Source organism: Nocardia sienata NBRC 100364 (assembly GCF_001613205.1).
Taxonomy (GTDB): Bacteria; Actinomycetota; Actinomycetes; order Mycobacteriales; family Mycobacteriaceae; genus Nocardia; species Nocardia sienata.
Genome location: NZ_BDBX01000045.1, coordinates 1 through 17,229 on the forward strand (window position 1 = coordinate 1; position 17,229 = coordinate 17,229).

At 68.9% G+C, this 17,229-nt stretch carries 17 protein-coding genes; 7 read left to right on the plus strand and 10 right to left on the minus strand.

All coding sequences use genetic code 11. The features are described from left to right. The 3 genes from NS4_RS23210 to NS4_RS23220 form a co-directional block, all read right to left on the minus strand. Positions 1-698: biotin/lipoyl-containing protein (locus NS4_RS23210; protein WP_305781579.1), on the minus strand; the 698-nt coding region annotated here is incomplete at its 3' end. A 562-nt stretch (positions 699-1,260) separates the two neighbouring features. Further along, positions 1,261-2,772, minus strand: a complete 1,512-nt coding sequence (locus NS4_RS23215) for a leucyl aminopeptidase (RefSeq protein ID WP_063061625.1) — start codon at positions 2,770-2,772, stop codon at positions 1,261-1,263. 9 nt (positions 2,773-2,781) lie between these two features. Further along, on the minus strand, positions 2,782-3,582 hold the full coding sequence (locus NS4_RS23220) for a TetR/AcrR family transcriptional regulator (RefSeq protein ID WP_063061626.1): 801 nt from the start codon (positions 3,580-3,582) through the stop codon (positions 2,782-2,784). Between the two features lie 99 nt (positions 3,583-3,681). Here NS4_RS23220 and NS4_RS23225 point away from each other — a divergent pair, with 99 nt between their 5' ends. From NS4_RS23225 to NS4_RS23235, 3 genes are all read left to right on the plus strand, one after another. Beyond that, positions 3,682-4,293 carry a GNAT family N-acetyltransferase gene (locus NS4_RS23225; protein WP_063061627.1) on the plus strand — a complete coding sequence of 204 codons (612 nt, stop codon included), beginning with the start codon at positions 3,682-3,684 and terminating at the stop codon, positions 4,291-4,293. 85 nt (positions 4,294-4,378) lie between these two features. Then, the gene (gcvT, locus tag NS4_RS23230) at positions 4,379-5,473 is read left to right on the plus strand and encodes a glycine cleavage system aminomethyltransferase GcvT (RefSeq protein ID WP_063061628.1); all 1,095 of its coding nucleotides are present in this window, start codon (positions 4,379-4,381) and stop codon (positions 5,471-5,473) included. Positions 5,474-5,588: 115 nt separating this feature from the next. Further along, complete coding sequence (locus tag NS4_RS23235) at positions 5,589-6,689, plus strand: branched-chain amino acid aminotransferase (RefSeq protein ID WP_063061629.1); 1,101 nt, start codon at positions 5,589-5,591, stop codon at positions 6,687-6,689. A 65-nt stretch (positions 6,690-6,754) separates the two neighbouring features. On the opposite strand, the gene NS4_RS23240 is transcribed toward NS4_RS23235, so the two are convergent. The 6 genes from NS4_RS23240 to NS4_RS23265 form a co-directional block, all read right to left on the minus strand. Then, positions 6,755-7,468, minus strand: a complete 714-nt coding sequence (locus tag NS4_RS23240; RefSeq protein ID WP_063061630.1) for an MBL fold metallo-hydrolase — start codon at positions 7,466-7,468, stop codon at positions 6,755-6,757. A gap of 110 nt (positions 7,469-7,578) precedes the next feature. Continuing rightward, positions 7,579-8,331, minus strand: a complete 753-nt coding sequence (locus tag NS4_RS23245; RefSeq protein ID WP_063061631.1) for an adenosylcobinamide-GDP ribazoletransferase — start codon at positions 8,329-8,331, stop codon at positions 7,579-7,581. Between the two features lie 22 nt (positions 8,332-8,353). Then, positions 8,354-9,427, minus strand: a complete 1,074-nt coding sequence (gene cobT, locus NS4_RS23250) for a nicotinate-nucleotide--dimethylbenzimidazole phosphoribosyltransferase (RefSeq protein WP_063061632.1) — start codon at positions 9,425-9,427, stop codon at positions 8,354-8,356. Between the two features lie 159 nt (positions 9,428-9,586). Then, positions 9,587-10,243 (minus strand): maleylpyruvate isomerase family mycothiol-dependent enzyme, encoded by a 657-nt coding sequence (locus NS4_RS23255; RefSeq protein ID WP_063061633.1) that lies wholly within the window; start codon positions 10,241-10,243, stop codon positions 9,587-9,589. 90 nt (positions 10,244-10,333) lie between these two features. Further along, the gene (locus NS4_RS23260) at positions 10,334-10,876 is read right to left on the minus strand and encodes a bifunctional adenosylcobinamide kinase/adenosylcobinamide-phosphate guanylyltransferase (protein WP_063061634.1); all 543 of its coding nucleotides are present in this window, start codon (positions 10,874-10,876) and stop codon (positions 10,334-10,336) included. 7 nt (positions 10,877-10,883) lie between these two features. Next, positions 10,884-11,564, minus strand: a complete 681-nt coding sequence (locus NS4_RS23265; protein WP_063061635.1) for a DUF3043 domain-containing protein — start codon at positions 11,562-11,564, stop codon at positions 10,884-10,886. A gap of 243 nt (positions 11,565-11,807) precedes the next feature. Here NS4_RS23265 and NS4_RS23270 point away from each other — a divergent pair, with 243 nt between their 5' ends. Both NS4_RS23270 and NS4_RS23275 read left to right on the plus strand, forming a co-directional pair. Next, on the plus strand, positions 11,808-12,164 hold the full coding sequence (locus tag NS4_RS23270) for a HesB/IscA family protein (protein ID WP_063061636.1): 357 nt from the start codon (positions 11,808-11,810) through the stop codon (positions 12,162-12,164). A 183-nt stretch (positions 12,165-12,347) separates the two neighbouring features. After that, on the plus strand, positions 12,348-13,319 hold the full coding sequence (locus NS4_RS23275) for a carbohydrate kinase family protein (protein ID WP_063061648.1): 972 nt from the start codon (positions 12,348-12,350) through the stop codon (positions 13,317-13,319). A gap of 79 nt (positions 13,320-13,398) precedes the next feature. Here NS4_RS23275 and asnB read toward each other — a convergent pair whose 3' ends face one another. Continuing rightward, a complete protein-coding gene (gene asnB, locus NS4_RS23280) occupies positions 13,399-15,342 on the minus strand; it encodes an asparagine synthase (glutamine-hydrolyzing) (protein WP_063061637.1) in 1,944 nt (647 codons plus the stop codon). A gap of 444 nt (positions 15,343-15,786) precedes the next feature. Between asnB and ctaC the strand changes: the two genes are divergently transcribed. Then, positions 15,787-16,773 (plus strand): aa3-type cytochrome oxidase subunit II, encoded by a 987-nt coding sequence (gene ctaC / locus NS4_RS23285; protein WP_084487628.1) that lies wholly within the window; start codon positions 15,787-15,789, stop codon positions 16,771-16,773. Between the two features lie 13 nt (positions 16,774-16,786). Further along, positions 16,787-17,203 carry a cytochrome c oxidase subunit 4 gene (locus NS4_RS23290; RefSeq protein WP_063061638.1) on the plus strand — a complete coding sequence of 139 codons (417 nt, stop codon included), beginning with the start codon at positions 16,787-16,789 and terminating at the stop codon, positions 17,201-17,203. The last annotated feature ends 26 nt before the right edge of the window (positions 17,204-17,229 follow it).

The window sequence follows — 17,229 nt, forward strand, 5'->3', positions numbered from 1 at the left end:
GGGGCCGGAGCGGGCGCGGGAGCCGGTTCGGGCTCGGGGGCAGGGGCGGGAGCCGGCGCGGGGGCCGAACCGGTCGCGGGAGCGCCGGAGCCGATCACACCGAGCTGACCGCCGACCTCGACGACGTCGTCTTCCTGCGCGGTGATCTCCAGCAGGGTGCCCGCGACAGGGGAGGGAATCTCGGTGTCGACCTTGTCGGTGGAGACCTCGAGCAGCGGCTCGTCGACCGCGACCTCGTCGCCGATCGCCTTGAGCCACCGGGTCACGGTGCCTTCGGTGACCGATTCGCCGAGTTCCGGCATCTTCACCGAGGTGCCGGAGGCCGCGGAGTCGGCGGCGGGAGCCTGGGCCGCAGGTGCCGGTTCCGGCTCCGCGGGGGCCTGCTGGGTCTGCTCGGCGGGGGCGGAGGTGGGTTCGGCAGCGGCCGGTTCGGGAGCCGGGGCGGGCTCGGCGGCCTCGCCGGCGTCACCGATGACACCCAGTTCGCCACCCACCTCGACAACGTCGTCCTCATTGGCGACGATCTTCGTCAACACACCCGCCGCGGGGGACGGGATCTCGGTGTCGACCTTGTCGGTGGAGACCTCGAGCAGCGGCTCGTCGACCTCGACCGTGTCTCCTTCCTGCTTCAGCCACCGTGTCACCGTTCCCTCGGTGACGCTCTCACCAAGAGCGGGCATCTGGACGGAGAAGGCCATGTCCGTTGACTCCTCTAACTGCTCGACGGGTCTACAACAGTTCGTTCCGGGTGGATTCTGTCGCGGGTCGCGACGGTGTTCCAGCCGGCGTTCATTCTGCGCGGCGCCGGAGATCCGTGTGGTTGTTGTTCCGTCCACCATCCTTGCATTCGCCGCGCGACGCGTTTACCGGAGGGCATCCAATTTTGGTAGCCGGCACCACGGAATCACCGCCGGATGCGGCGGGATTCGGGTGGCCGGCAGGAGGTCGGCGGCAATGGGTTTGCCGGCCGTTCCCTGTCGTGTCACGGCCGGGCGCAGCAGTGTTTGCGGAGGTCGGGGCGCGGAAACCCACTCTCGGCGCGACTGGGTCCGTACGCATACCGCAGGCGCGGGCTCCGTCGGGCCGGCGACCGATGTGACAGATGTCACGGTGGTGCTGGTTGCCGTAGCTGGTGAATGACACGGCGCCGACCCATGGGAACGCGACGCGAGGGCCGCGCCACCGCAACTCGGCAGCGCGACTCCCTGCCCTGTCCTGGTTGCCGGGCGACCGGACGGCCGCCCGGCAAACTTCGGGCCACTACTGGGCCGCGATGTCCTCGAGCACGGCGATGAGGGTACGGACCGGGACACCGGTACCGCCCTTGCCGATGTAGCCGAAGGGGCCGCCGGTGTTGTAGGCCGGGCCCGCTATATCGATATGGGCCCATTCCACGCCCTCGGGCACGAACTCCTTCAGGTATGTGCCCGCGACGAGCATGCCGCCCCACCGATGCGATGTCGCGTTGACCATATCGGCGATCTTGGAGTCCAGATCGGCGCGCAGCTCCGCGGGCAGCGGCATCGGCCAGCCGTGTTCGCCGACCTCCTGAGAGATCCGGGCCACCCGGTCGCGGAATTCGTCGGTGCCCATCACGCCCGGGGTACGGGTGCCCAGCGCCACCATCTGGGCGCCGGTGAGGGTGGCCACGTCGATGAGATAGTCCGGGTCGTCCTCACCGGCGCGGACCATGGCGTCGGCCAGGATGAGCCGGCCCTCGGCATCGGTATTGGTGACCTCGATGGTGGTGCCGCCGTATTGGGTGAGCACGTCGCCGGGCCGCTGGGCGGTACTCGACGGCATGTTCTCCGCCATCGGGACGGTCGCGATCACGGTGACCGGCAGACTCAGCCGCGCGGCGAGCAGAGTGGTCGCCACGACAGCTGCCGCGCCGGCCATATCCGAGGTCATGTTCTCCATATTCGCGGCCGGTTTGATGGAGATACCGCCGGTGTCGAAGGTGATCCCCTTGCCGACCAGCGCGACCTTCTTGTCGCCGCCCCGATAGGTGAGGCGGACCAGGCGCGGCGGCCGCGATGAGCCCTTACCGACTCCCAGCACTCCACCGTAACCGCCCTCTTCCAGGGCTTTCTCGTCGAGTACTTCTACCTCGAGGCCGGCTCCTTCGGCCAGCAGGGCGGCACGGCGGGCGAATTCGGCCGGGTACAGATGGCTCGGCGGGGTGTTCACGAAATCGCGGGCAGTGGCCACGGCTTCGGCGATGAGCTGGGCGCGCAGCAACGCGTCGCCGCCGAAATCGGGTTCCGGGACGAGTAGCTCGACGCGAGCAGGCGGCGCGGCCTCGGGCTTGGGCGCCGATTTCGCGGAGCGGAACGGGGTGAACGAGTAGGCGCCGAGGTAGAAACCCTCCACGGCGGCGCCGATATCCAGGCCGGACAGGGTGGTGACCGCACGCGCGACCCCGGTCAGGGAGCGGGCGGCCGCCCCGGCGCTGCGGCGGATCTGCTCGGCATCGATATCCGCGACGCCGCCGAGGCCGACGGCCAGCACACTGGCGACATCGTCCAGGCCGGCGGGGGCGGGAATCCGGACCAGCTGTTCGGCTTTGCCTGTGGCGCCGACCGCGGTCAGCTGGTCGAGCAGCCGGGTGCGCACGTCGGTGTCGAGCACATCGCCGAAGAGGTCCTCGGGGACGATGACGGGACCGTCGTCGGTGGTGGCGAGGCCGATGACGAGGACATCGGTGCCGGGTTCGATGGTCTGGGTACGTGCCAATTCCGGTCCGAGCGGACGATCTGCGACTGCGGTCATGGCCCCAGGCTATTCGGTGGACCCCGCATGACGTACCGCGACGCCGTCGAGCAGCATGTCCACCGCGTCGGTGAGCAGTTCGCCGAAATCGAGGTCGGGTGGGGGGCCGGTCGGGCCGAACGCCTTGTACAGGGCCGGGCGCGCGACGGGGTCGACGAGTGCGGCCACTTCGGCGGGTACTTCGGCGGCCGATTGCGGGCCGCCGATCCGATCGGACCGTTCAGCGGTCCACACCAGGGCCAGACCCTGCACCAGTGCGGAGTAACTCAGATATGTCGAGATGAGCTGTGCCCTGGACATGCCCGGTGCGTCGAGCGCGCTCAGCGTCCGTTCCAAGGTATCGAACAGTGAAAGCCCCAGCGGCGGGCGGATTCGCGCCAGCACCGTGAGGATCCATGGATGCCGCCGGTAGATCTGCCATTCCTGCCGGGCCTCGTACGTGATCCGGGCGCGCCGACCGGTCAGCTGCGGTGGCGGAGGCAGTATTTCGGCGAGTACGACATCGGTCATCACGACGAGTAGTTGTTCGCGATCGTCGAAGTACCGGTACAGCGCGGCGGTGGCCACCCCCAGGTCGCCGGCCAGGCGCCGCATGGTCAGACCTTCGATGCCCGCACGGTCCGCCAGGGCGATCGCCGCGTGGGCGATTGTGAGCCTCGACAGCCGCTGGGGCCGCGGTCGCGGCGGGGCGGCCGGAGCCCGGCGCCGGGCCCGGTAGGCGCGGGCCTGGCAGGAGCGGGAACAGTACCGCCGCCGCCGGCCCCGAGCCGGCTGCCGCAGGACCGCACCGCATATCGCACACGCTGTCACAGCACTATTTCATCACACGAAATACCGTGACGAAATAGTGGTTTTCCGCAGATAGAGAACATAAATTCGCTGGTGATAACACCATTCACAGGAGGCGGTATGGGAACGGAACCGATAGTGCGGCGCGCCGGAACGAGTGATCGCGAAGCACTCATGAAAGCGTTCCGGAAGTCGACCCCGGACGAGGCGGTCACCGCCTGGATCATGCGTGACTACTCGATGGAGGAGTTTCTCGAGGAGTGGGCCCCGCAGATCATCGACCGCGGCCTGCGAGAGGACGAGGTCTGGGTGGCCGGCGCCGACGGCGAAATCTGGGCGGTCTCGATCTGGCAGAAGCTCACCTCGGCCGACCGGTTGCTCGCCGATGCCGTCACCGCACGAGAGCGCGCGCAGCGGGCGCCGGAACTGCGTCCGCTCCAGCGGTCGGCCTATGTGACCGAATTGCTGGCCCGGGAGCATCCGCGCCGATTCCCGCACAGCTACCTGGAGCTGATCAGCACGGTGCCGGAGTACCGGGGGCGGGGTGCGGGCGCGGCCATCCTCACCGAACGGACCCGGCAGTTGCGTGCCGCGGGACTCCCGGCGTACCTGGAGGCCAGCACCGAGCGTTCGTCCCGGCTCTACACCCGGCAGGGTTTCGTCCGCACCGGCGAGACCTACACCCTGCCGGAGGAGGGGCCCACGCTGATCCCCATGTGGTTCGAGGCCTGATCCGCCGGTCCCGGCGCGGCTACCGCCGACCCGGGTCGGCGCGGTGGGAGCCCGGCCCCGGCCCGGACCGGGCTAAGCTCGCCCGGTGAGTGACGCCGAGCTGCAACAGGGCCCTGTCCACGGAGTACATGTCGAACTCGGAGCCAAATTCGCCCCGTTCGGCGGCTGGGAGATGCCGGTCTCGTACGCGGGTACGGTCGCCGAGCACACCGCGGTGCGGGAATCGGTGGGGCTTTTCGACGTGAGTCATCTCGGGAAGGCGACAGTGCGCGGCGCGGCGGCGGCCGAATTCGTGAACTCCGCGCTGACCAACGATCTGGGACGAATCGGTCCGGGCCGGGCGCAGTACACGCTGTGCTGCAACTCCGACGGCGGCGTGGTCGACGATCTCATCGCCTATTTCGTGCGCGACGACGAGATCTTCCTCGTACCGAACGCGGCCAATACCGCCGCGGTGGTGCAGAAACTGGCGGCGGCCGCGCCGCCGGCGATCACGGTCACGGGGGAACATCGCGCATACGGTGTCTTCGCGGTTCAGGGGCCCCGGTCGGCGGAGGTGCTCACCGCGCTGGGACTCCCGGTGGATCTGTCCTATATGGCGTTCGCCGACGCGGACTGGTCGGGGCAGCCGGTGCGGGTGTGCCGGACCGGCTACACCGGTGAACACGGTTACGAATTGCTGCCGCGCTGGGACGGTGCCGAGGCACTGTTCCGGGCTCTGGTGGCGCAGGTGCGGGCGATCGGCGGGCAGGTCGCCGGGCTCGGCGCCCGCGACACGCTCCGTACCGAGATGGGCTATCCGCTTCACGGGCACGAACTGTCCGCCGAGATCACACCGGTGCAGGCCCGTGCGTCGTGGGCGGTGGGCTGGGCCAAACCGGATTTCTGGGGAAAGGCGGCGCTGGAGGCGGAACGAGCGGCGGGTCCCCGCCGCACCCTGCTCGGCCTGGAGGCTCTCGACCGCGGTATCCCGCGGGAGAATCAGGACGTGCTGCTCGCCGGGGTGAAGGTCGGGGTGACCACCTCCGGGACCTTCTCGCCGACCAAGCAGGCCGGGATCGCGCTGGCTCTGCTGGATCCGGCGGTGAAGGTCGGTACCGAGGTCGCGGTGGACGTCCGTGGCCGGCCGCTGCGCTGCACTGTGGTGCGACCCCTGTTCGTCGAAGCGCACACCGGCTGAGACGGCCGGGCCGGGCCGTAGTGACCGGCCGTGGCGCGCCCGGTACGGAGTGGACCGGGCGTGCCACGCGGACCACCGCGGATTCGAGGCGGACCCAGGACATAGACTGCTGGTCATGACCGCTGCTGCACAGTTCGCCCGTATCCCTCATCCTGCGCCCACCCCGGCGCAGCGGGTACAGGAGATTCTGTCGGCCCCCGGTTTCGGCCGCTACTTCACCGACCATATGGTCACTATCGATTACACCGAGGCCGACGGCTGGACCAACGCGGTCGTGGAACCCTACGGCGCCTTGACCCTGGATCCGGCCACCATGGTTTTCCACTACGGCCAGGCGATCTTCGAAGGACTCAAGGCCTACCGCCAGCCGGACGGGCAGGTCGCCTGTTTCCGCATCGACGCCAACGCGGCCCGGTTCCGCCGGTCCGCGCGCCGGATGGCGATGGCCGAACTCCCCGAGGAGCTGTTCATCGAATCGGTGCGCCAGCTGCTCGACGTGGACGCGGAGTGGGTGCCCGCCGCGGGCGGCGAGGAGTCGCTCTACCTGCGGCCGTTCATGTTCGCCACCGAAGCCGGGCTGGGTGTGAAGCCCGCCTCCGCCTACAAGTACCTGCTGCTCGGCTCCCCGGCCGGCGCCTACTTCCCGCGTGGTGTGAAACCGGTGCGCGTGTGGTTGTCGACCGAGTACGTGCGGGCCGCGCCCGGCGGCACCGGTGAGGCCAAGGTGGCCGGTAACTACGCGGCGTCGCTGCTGGCGCAGGCCGAGGCCACCGCCAAGGGCTGCGATCAGGTGGTGTGGCTGGACGCGGTGGAACGCCGCTATGTCGAGGAGATGGGCACCAACAACCTGTTCTTCGTCTACGGCTCCGGGTCGGACGCGCGGCTGGTCACCCCGGAACTGTCCGGGTCGCTGCTGCCGGGTATCACCCGGGATTCCCTGCTGACCCTGGCGGCGGATTCCGGCTATCCGGTGACCGAGCGCAAGATCTCCGTCGAGGACTGGCGGGCCGGTGCGGAATCCGGCGAGATCACCGAAGTGTTCGCCTGCGGCACCGCGGCCGTGATCACCCCGGTCGGTTCCGTGTTCGGGCCCGACGGTGAATTCACCATCGGTGGAGGTGAGCCGGGTGAGGTGACCATGGCGCTGCGCGACACGCTCACCGGTATCCAGCGCGGTACCTTCGCCGATGTGCACCAGTGGATGCGGGTGCTCTGACCGAACGTCGGAGCCGCAGCTCACCCGGGTACCGAGCGCGGGGGCCGGTGCCCGGGTCGCGCCGATCAGCCCGGCATGAGGGCGTGCCATTCGCCGAGTGACCGCGGCCGCAGCACGTAGTTGTTGTCGCGGATCGAGTCCAGGGAGGCGTGCGGGTCCGGGGAGTACCAGTGCCCCGGGTAGACCTCCGGATTGATCGGCATATCCGCCAGGTAGCGCAGGCTGCGGAACATGGTGTCGGAGTCACCGCCCGGGAAATCGGTACGCCCGCAACCGTCGATGAAGAGGGTGTCTCCGGCGATGAGCTTGTCGTCGACCAGGAAGCACTGGCTGCCGGGGGTGTGGCCCGGCGTGTGTAAGAACTCGATGTCGAAGGCGCCGACACTCAGCTTGTCGCCGTGCCCGTGGCCGGTGAGCTCGCTGGGAGCGATACCGGTGACATCGGCGACCCAGGTCTTCTCCTGATCGTTCACGTGCACCGGAACCGTGGCCTGCTCGAGCAGCTCCCGCACCCCGCGCAGGGTGAACCCCATCATGGTGCCGCCGATATGGTCCGGGTGGTGGTGGGTGACCAGCACCCCGGACAGTTTCAGGCCGTCGTTCTCGGCGATATCGGCCAGATCGCCGGCTGCGTAGGCGGGATCGACGACGACACATTCCCCGGTGTCCCGGTCACCGATCAGATAGGCGAAATTGCGCATCTGCGTGGCGATCGGATCCCCGACGGCGAAATCACGGCCGGCCAGGAGTTGACGGAAGTAGAAGCGCTCGGCTGACATACCCACACCTTATGGGGCGCGGCGGATCGGCGAGCCGCTGCGTTCGCAATATTGAGGCCCGGCCAGATCGGAGGGGACCGGGTTTGTGGGCCCGACGGAATCCGGGTGGCTCAGACAGACTTCGCGGCCAGCGCGAAACCCAGGGCCGCCAGCGCGGTGGTGATTTCGACCGCTGTGCCGAGGAGATCGCCCGAGAGCCCGCCGATCCGCCGGACCGCGTGCCCGACGAGGTGGACTGCGGCGGCGAGGGCCACCAGCGCCACCAGCGGCCCGGCCCACGGCAGCTCCGGTATCGCGAACACCGCCGCCGTGGTTCCCACGGCGGCCCAGCCGAGAACCGCGAGAAGGGACTGGGTTCCGGCGACCATCGCGCCGAACCAGGCGCCGGGCGCGGGTTCGATCCCGCGGCGACAGGCGGCGACCACCGCGACACGGCCCAGACCCACCGCCGCGACGACCGCCGCCCAGTGGCCGGTGGCCGCCAGCGTGGTGAACGCGCCCGCCTGGACGCCGGCGGCCAGCACGATGGCGGCCACTCCGAACGGACCGGCGCCACCGCCTTTCATCACCTCCCGGGCGCGTTCGGGTGGCCCGTAGACCCCGAGACCGTCGAATGTGTCGGCCAGCCCGTCCAGATGCATACCCCGGGTCAGCAACGCCAGGGCCGCGACCGCGACGAATCCGGCGGCGATCCCCGCGGGCGCCAGCACCCACAGCAGCACCGCCGCGACCAGACCGAGTCCGATTCCGGCGACCGGTGCCAGCGCGATGGCCCGGCGCGCCGCACTGCGGTCCACCTCACTCGGCCCGCGCACCGGCAGCACCGTGAGCCAGGAGAAGGCCAGCCGCAGTGGGGTCAGCATTGCGCGCGGTCTGTCGTGGCGGTCATTTCTGCAGGTCGACGGTGGCCGGTTCGGTGTCCGCGGTGCTGACTCCGGCATCGGCGAAGGTCGCCATCTCCGCGAGCACGGCGACGGCGGCGCGCAGCACGGGTAGCGCGGTGAGCGCGCCGGACCCCTCCCCGAGTCGCATGTCCAGATCGAGTACCGGGGTGAGTTTCAGTTTGCTGAGTGCTTCGGCGTGCGCGGGCTCGGTGGACCGGTGCGCGGCCACCCACCACTGCACCGCGCCCGCCGCCAGATCCTCGGCGATCAGCGCGGCCGCGGTGACTATCAGCCCGTCGAGCAGTACCGGGGTCCGCCGGGCGGCGGCCCGGGCCAGGAAGCCGGTCATGGCGGCGATATCGGCGCCACCGGCGACGCGCAGCAGTTCGACACTGTCCCGGGCGACGGGCCGGGCCCGCCACATGGCGTCGCGGACAGCGGCCACCTTGCGCATCCACCCGTGATCGTCCACACCCGTGCCCCGGCCGACCGCGCGTACCGGTTCCACACCGGTGAGGGTGGCGATGAGCGCGGTGGCGGGAGTGGTGTTACCGATGCCCATATCGCCGACGATCAGCAGGTCGGCTCCGGCGTCGATCTCCTCGTCGGCGACGGCGGCACCGGCGGCGAGCGCGGCGGCGACCTCGTCGGCGGTGAGCGCATCCGCGCGATCGATCGCGCCACTGGACCGGCGGATCTTGTGGGCGCTCACCGCGGGATCGGTGTCGGCGTCCACCGCGATATCCACCACGCGAACGGTGGCACCGGCTATCCCGGCCAGTGCGTTCACCGCGGCCCCGCCCGCCCGGAAGTTGGCGACCATCTGCGCGGTGACCTCACTGGGAAACGCCGAGACGCCGTGCCGGGCCACCCCGTGGTCACCGGCGAACACCACCACCCGCGCCTGCTCGAACTGTTTCGGCGGGCAGACACCCTGACAGGCCGCCACCCAGTTGCCCAGCTCTTCCAACCGCCCCAGCGACCCCGGCGGCTTGGTCAGCGACGCCTGCCGTTGCTCGGCGGCCGCACGGATACCGGCATCCGGCGGGGCAACGGGTGCGAATCCCTCTGTCACTGTTCGAGCCTTCCGATCGGGTGCTGTCGCGGCGGCACCACGCCGGAATCCGTCTCGGCCGGCGCATCCACCCTCCGGACAATATTGCCCCGTGCGCGGTGCCCGTCGTGAGGTACCCGGCCGGCCGTCACCTGCCCGGGGCCGGTAGCGGTCGATCGGCTACTCGGCGTGGTGTCGATCGCCGATCCGTTCGCGCAGTGTGGCCACCCCCGGACCGGTGAGTTCGGCGCAGTATGCGGCGCGCCCGGCCATCGCCATGACCAGCGCCAGCGTGCTGCCCCGCACCGACGGCCCGGTGCCGGTGTCGAACGGCCCATCGGTGGCCTGCAGGTGCAGGCCCGCAGTGGTGGTGCGGCCGGGGACCGTGAAATCGCGGGCAGCGAAGAAACGGGCGACCTCGGTCACCGAGGAGAGGGCGGGAGCTCCGGTGAGTCCGAGCGGCTGCCGGATATCGGTGCCGTGCACCACGACCTCGCCGAGCCACGCCGCAGTGTGCCCGGACGGCGCTGTGGTGTTCGTCGCCGCCGCGCGGAACCGGTCGAGCGTCTCGGCCGGGCCGGCACCCAGATGTTCCCGCATACGCCGCTGATTGTGCAGGTCGGCATCGAAGCGTGCGCCGAGCATGCTCCGGATCCAGCGCAGACGCCCGGTGCTCGCGGCCGCGGTGAGATGGGCGAGCACCTCGCGCACCGACCACTGTCCGCAGAGGGAGGGAGCCGACCACTGCTCGGAGGTCAGGCCGGTGAGTTCGTCGGCCAGGACGGCCCGTTCCCGGTGGATCGCCGCCCATATGTCGGCGCGCGGCATGGTCTGCATCGCATGATTCAAGCACCGCCCTCGGACAAGAGAGCGGTGGACGAGCCGGACGGCCGCAGAGGGGAAGCGTACGGGTGTAGCCGGCCCGGCTCATTTCAAGCGCAGTGGCAGTCCGGCGACCACGAGAAAAGCCTCGTCGCAGACCTGGGCCAACCGCTGGTTCAGCGTGCCGATCTCGTCGCGGAACAACCGTCCCGACCGGGTCGCGGGGATGACGCCCAGGCCGACCTCCGGGGTGACGATCACCAACCGGTCGCGGTAGTCGGCGACGGTGTCGACGAGAGCATCGGTATCCGGGCCGATGGTGCCGCGTGGCGCATCCCAGCCGGCGCGGGCGTCGAGCCGGGCGGTCAGCCAGGTGCCGATATCGTCGATCAGGGTGGCGCCGGGATACGCGATACGCAGTTCGGCCGCGGGGTCGGCGGCGTCGACCACCGTCCAGTCCGCGGGGCGGCGGGCCCGGTGCACGGCGATCCGGGCGGTGAAATCGGTATCCGCGGGATCGGGAATCGCGGTGGCCAGATAGCGGACCGCCTCGCCGGTGACGAGGGATTCGGCGAATGCGGATTTACCCGATCGCGCACCCCCGAGTACGAGGGTGCGCTGTCCGAGGGAAGGGACGGGTTCGGACACCCGTACGTCAGATCGCGTCGCCGGGGGAGACCCGCGGTTTCGGCGCGCGCATCTTGCGCATCTGGGAGGCGCGCACGAACGCGTACCAGCCGAGCCGGAACCCGGTATCGGTGGATTTCGGGAAACGTTCCCGCACCCGCCGGTTGACGATCCGCCCGAGCAGGAAACCCTCGGCGATCATGAACACCATCATCACCAGCATGGCCAGCGTGATGATCGACTGCCACGCGGGAGCCGCGAACATGGACAGGATCAGCAGCAACGCCATCGGCATGAAAAGCCCGACCAGATTACGGCGCCCGTCGACGATATCGCGGACGAATGCGCGCACCGGGCCCTGATCCCGGGGCAGCAGATACTTGTCCTCACCCGCCAGCATCCGGGCGCGACGATCCTGGGCGGCGGCGCGGCGCTCGGCGGAGGCCGCCTTGCGCTCCTCCTTGGAACCGCGGGTCTCCTTGCGACGGGCGCGGGCTTCCTTCGATGTCATGGGGGGCGGGGCGACCGGACCGCGGCGCCTGCCCTCGGCTTCGCGCCGACTCGGGGTGGGCCGGCCCTTGCCTGCCGTGGGCGCGGCCTTGGCCGGGGCCGCATCGGCCTCGGTGGCGCTCGCGGTGGCGGTCGCGGCCCGCGAGCCGTCAGCGGGCGCGTCGGTACCGCTGGGCTCACCGCGTCGGAACAACTTCACGGTAACCAGGCTAATCGGTCACCCACCCCGACAGTGAACGGGGCGGTAGCCGGGGTGTGGCCGATCACCCGCCGGGCAGGACGTGGCACGGCTCACACGCGCCCGCCACCATAGGCGATACGGGTGGTGTGGCCGCGGGCCCCGGAGATGGCAAGATAGGGAATAGCAGCCCGTCCGAGGGTGTTGGACCACCCGGAACCGTGCGCTGTTCACGGACCGACCACGCTGTCCATAGGAGAGTTCATGAGTGTGCAGAACGACACCGCCACCACCACCCACGGTGTGAAGCTGACCGATGCTGCCGCGGGTAAGGCCAAAGCACTGCTCGATCAGGAGGGCCGGGACGACCTCGCGCTGCGGATCGCGGTCCAGCCGGGCGGCTGTGCGGGTCTGCGTTACCAGCTCTTCTTCGACGATCGCACCCTCGACGGCGATCTGACCGCGGAATTCGGCGGCGTCACCCTGACCGTCGACCGGATGAGCGCGCCGTATGTCCAGGGCGCCGCGATCGACTTCGTCGACACGATCGAGAAGCAGGGCTTCACCATCGACAACCCCAACGCCACCGGCTCCTGCGCCTGCGGCGACTCTTTCAACTGAGTGTTCCCGGGCCGGTGACAGCGCCGGCCCGGCATTCTGGATTATCCGGGTCACGTGACCATTACGCGGCACGAGGCCGGTTACGACACGTAGTCGTAGCCCCGGCGAATTGATACGGTGAACCCCGGGGGCAAGGCCCCGTTCACTTTCTTGTTCGCGCTGATTCCGAAGGGGCCGACCTACGTGTCCATAGCTGTATCCGCATCCATCGCGACCGACCACCTCATGCGTTTCTCCGGCCGTTTCGCCGATGTGCTGCTGCCCGATCAGCTCGAGCATGTCTCGCTGAGTTTTCTCGTCGACGATCTGGTGATCCGCCGCGGCGGGGTCGCCGGCAACATTGCCTACGCCATGGGCCTGCTGAAGCAGTCGCCCCTGCTCATCGGCTCGGTGGGGCGCGATTTCGACGAGTACCGGCAGTGGCTGGAGGCCCACGGCGTCGATTGCTCGGTGGTCCGGGTGTCCGAGTCCGCGCACACGGCCCGGTTCGTCTGCACCACCGATGAGGATATGGCCCAGATCGCCTCGTTCTATCCCGGCGCGATGAGTGAAGCCGGCGATATCTCGCTCACGGCCCTGGCCGAGGAACGGGAACTCGCTCTGGTGCTGGTCGGTGCGAACGATCCCGAGGCGATGCTGCGGCATACCGCCGAATGCCGGGAACTGGGCGTACCCTTCGCCGCCGACCCGTCCCAGCAGCTGGCGCGCCTGGACGGCGACCAGGCCGTGCAGCTCATCGAGGGCAGCGCCTACCTGTTCACCAACGAATACGAATGGGGCCTGCTCAAGCAGAAGACCGGCCTCACCGAGGACGAGATCGCCACCCGGGTCGGTGTGCGGGTCACCACCCTCGGTAAGGACGGGGTGCTGGTGGTCGACACCGACGGCAGCCAGGTGCGCGTCGAGGCCGTGCCGGAGAACGCAAAGGTCGATCCGACCGGTGTCGGTGACGCGTTCCGGGCCGGCTTCCTCACCGCCCACACCGCCGGCCTGAGCCTGGAACGGGCGGCGCAGCTGGGGTCGCTGGTCGCGGTGCTCGTCCTGGAGACGGTGGGCACCCAGGAATGGACGCTGGATGCCGACGCGGCGCTCAAACGGCTCGGCGAGGCATACGGCGCGGAGGCGGCGGCCGAAATCGAGCCGCTGTTGCGCTGAACGTTCGCGCAGGCGATCGTCGACGGACGGACAAGAGCCCCGCTCACCTCGGTGCGCGGGGCTCTCGGCATCCGTGGGACTAGACCTGCACCGGATAGGTGGGCTCGGAGATCTCCGGCTTGATTCGTTCCTCCACGAATATTCCGTGCCAGATCATGAACACCAGCAGCGTCCACAGACGACGGCTGTGATCGGAATCCCCGGCCCGATGCGCATCGAGCATGGCGGTGACGGCGGCCTTGTCCAGCAGATGGTCGGTCTGCGATTCGGCGATCTGCTGCCGGGCCCAGTCGTAGAGTTCGGTCCCGCGCAACCAGTGCCGCAGCGGTACCGGGAAACCGAGCTTCGCGCGGTGCAGCACATGCCCGGGCACGATGCCCTCGAGTGCCTGCCGCAGCGCGTACTTGGTGGTCTCCTTGGTGATCTTCTGTTCCAGCGGGACCTGCTCGGCCACGCGGAAGACCTCGGAGTCCAGGAACGGCACCCGCAGTTCCAGGGAGTTCGCCATGGTCATCTTGTCGGCCTTGACCAGGATGTCACCGCGCAACCAGGTGAACAGGTCCAGATGCTGCATCCGGGCGACCGGGTCCCAGCCGGTCGATCGGTCGTAGATCGCGGCGGTCACATCCTGATGGGTCCACTCCGGGCGGAACTCCCGCAGCACCGACCGCAGCTGCGCGTCGCTGAAACTGCGCGCATTGCCGTAGTACCGCTGTTCGAGGGGCAGCGAACCCCGGTGCAGTAGACTCTTGCCGCGGGTGCCGTCGGGGATGAGGTCGGAGACTTTTCCGGCCAGCCGGCGCACCCCGCGGGGCAACTTCTCGAACGGTGCCAGTGACAACGGCTCGCGGTAGATGGTGTAGCCGCCGAACAGCTCGTCGGCGCCTTCGCCGGACAGCACCACCTTGACATGCTTGCGTGCCTCTTTGGCGACGAAGTACAGCGGCACCAGCGCCGGATCGGCCACCGGGTCGTCGAGGTACCAGACGATCTCCGGAATAGCGGCGGCGAATTCCGCCGGGGAGACGACCTTGACGATATGCCGGGCCCCGATGGCGGCCGCGCTCTCCGCGGCTACATCGACCTCGGAATAGCCCTCGCGTTCGAAACCGGTGGTGAAGGTGATCAGCTTCGGGTTGTGCCGCATGGCCAGCGCCGCGATGGCGGTGGAGTCGATACCGCCGGACAGGAAGGAGCCGACGGTGACATCGGCGCGCATATGTTTGGCGACCGAATCCTCGAGCGCCGCGGCGATCTCCCGGTAGCGGGCCTGTTCGGACCCGGCGGCGAAGGGGCGGACGCCGAATCCGGGGACGAAATAGCGGGTGATCTCCGGCTGCGCCCCCGGGCGGACCACCGCGTAGCTGCCCGACTCCAGCCGGCGAATACCGGCGTGCAGCGTCTCCGGCTCCGGGACGTACTGCAGCACCGTGTAGTGCTCGAGCGCCCGGTGGTCGAGGGATTCGTCGAGACCGAGATCGGGTAGCAGCTCCAGCAGGCTCTTCTTCTCGCTGCCGAACGCCGTACCGCCCGGGCCGGTGGCCAGGAACAGCGGTTTGATACCGAACGGGTCGCGCGCGAGGAACAGCTCCCGGGTGTGGGTGTCCCAGATCGCGAAGGCGAACATGCCGCGCAGCCGGCGGACCGCCTCCGGACCCCAATAATGGAACGCCGCGACGATGGCCTCGCTGTCGCCCTCGGTCGCGAACATGGGCTCGTCGCCGAATTCGGCCGCGTGCTCACGAGCCAGTTCTTCGCGCAGTTCGAGATAGTTGTAGATCTCGCCGTTGAAGGTGAGCGCGTACCGCTGCCGGTCATCGGCCGGACCCCAGCGCAGCGGCTGGTGCGAATGCTCGATATCGATGATCGAGAGCCGGTTGAAACCGAAGATCAGCTGGTCGTCGTGCCAGGTGCCGCGCTCGTCCGGTCCGCGGTGCCGCACACAGTGCAGCGCGTCGTACACCCGCTGCACCGTTTCCGGCGCTGCGGTATCGGACGTCAGAAATCCGAGCAGTCCACACACTGCGGCGCTAACCTCGTTTCCACTGGTCGGGGGTCCGCGCCCGGGGGAGCCGGCGCGGCGGGCGAAATCTAGTGTCCGAGTATGCCGCACGGAGTGATTCCCCGTGCGATACACCTCCGCTCGGGTGGTCGGTCACGGTACGGAGTGTCGAAGCCGACCCGACGGCGTACCGGACGCGTGTTTGGTCTACGCTGCGTAGTACTCGGACTGTTCCGGGTGGTGCCGCGCGGTGCGCGGAGCTGCCCGGGAAGCCCGGACGAGCTGTTTGTCAGTATCCCCGGCGGCGGGTCCCGCCCCGGGGATGCGGTGTCGGAATGTGTGGCGACCAGGAAGGCGTTGAGCGTGGCGCACAAGGCGAGCGACGAGATCGGGGCACGGCCTGCCCGGCGGCGGGGTCGTGTCCTGCGGCGGGCCGGGCTGGCGGTATCCCTCGGGATCACCACCATGCTCGTATCCGGCTGCTCGATCGACAATGTGTGGTTGCGGTTCGGCTGGCCCTCGGGTGTCACCCCGCAGGCCCACCGGATGCGGGAACTGTGGACCTGGTCGGTGGTCGCCGCCCTCATCATGGGTGTGCTGGTCTGGGGCCTGACCTTTTGGACCGTGGTCTTCCACCGCAAGAAGAAGAACTCGCCGGAGTTCCCCCGGCAGACCGGCTACAACGTGCCGCTCGAACTGACCTACACCGCGATTCCGTTCGTCATCATCGCGGTGCTGTTCTACTTCACCGTGGTCGTGCAGAACTACGTGCACGAGAAGGTCGACAACCCGGATGTGGTCGTCGACGTCACCGCTTTCCAGTGGAACTGGAAGTTCGGCTACCGCGATGTCGACCTGAAGAACGGGTTCACCTACAACGGTGTCGACACGGTGCGTGAGAACGCCAACCAGCAGCAGCTGCAGGAGTACGCCGGCCGCACCAATGAAGAGGGCCACCCGCAGCCCGGCCCGGTGCACGGCCGTCCCGAGAACGACATCCTGTCCTACCTGCACTACAACAAGATCGAAACGATCGGCACCAGCACCGAGGTGCCCGTGCTGGTGCTGCCCACCGGCAAGGTGATCGAGTTCCAGCTCGCCGCCGCGGACGTCATCCACGCGTTCTGGGTTCCGGAGTTCCTCTTCAAGCGGGACGTCATGCCGAACCCGAAGGAGAACAACTCCGACAACGTCTTCCAGATCAGTGAGATCGACCGGGAAGGCGCCTTCGTGGGCCGCTGCGCGGAAATGTGCGGCACTTTCCACTCGATGATGAACTTCGAGGTCCGCGCGGTCTCGCCGGACAAGTTCCAGCGCTACATCCAGGCGCGGGAATCGGGTATGACCAACGCCGCCGCGCTCGAGTCCATCGGCGAGTCGCCGGTGGCCACCTCGACCCAGCCGTTCAACACCGATCGCACGGTCAAGACCGACACCACCGAAAGCAAGTGAGGACTGATCTGAGATGAGGATCGAAGCACGGCTGTTCGAACTGCTCACGGTGTTCTTCATTCTCGTGGGCGTCGTCTACGGCTTCTTCACCGCACAATCGCGGACAGGTATCGAATGGGCCGGCACCACGGCGATCGTGCTGACCGCCGGTCTGTCGCTGATCATCGGGACCTATTTCCGCTTCGTCGCCCGCCGGCTCGACTTGCGCCCGGAGGATTACGAAGACGCCGAGATCGTGGACGGCGCCGGAGACCTGGGCTTCTTCTCGCCCGGTAGCTTCTGGCCCATCCTGCTGGCCGGTGCCGCCTCGGTGACGGCCCTCGGGTTCGCCTTCTTCGAGCCGTGGCTGCTGGGAGTCGGTGTGATCCTGGTCCTGACCGCCGCCGGCGGCCTGGTCTTCGAGTACTACCTGGGCCCAGAGAAGCACTGAGCCGGTGGCGGCGCCTGCGGCGCCGG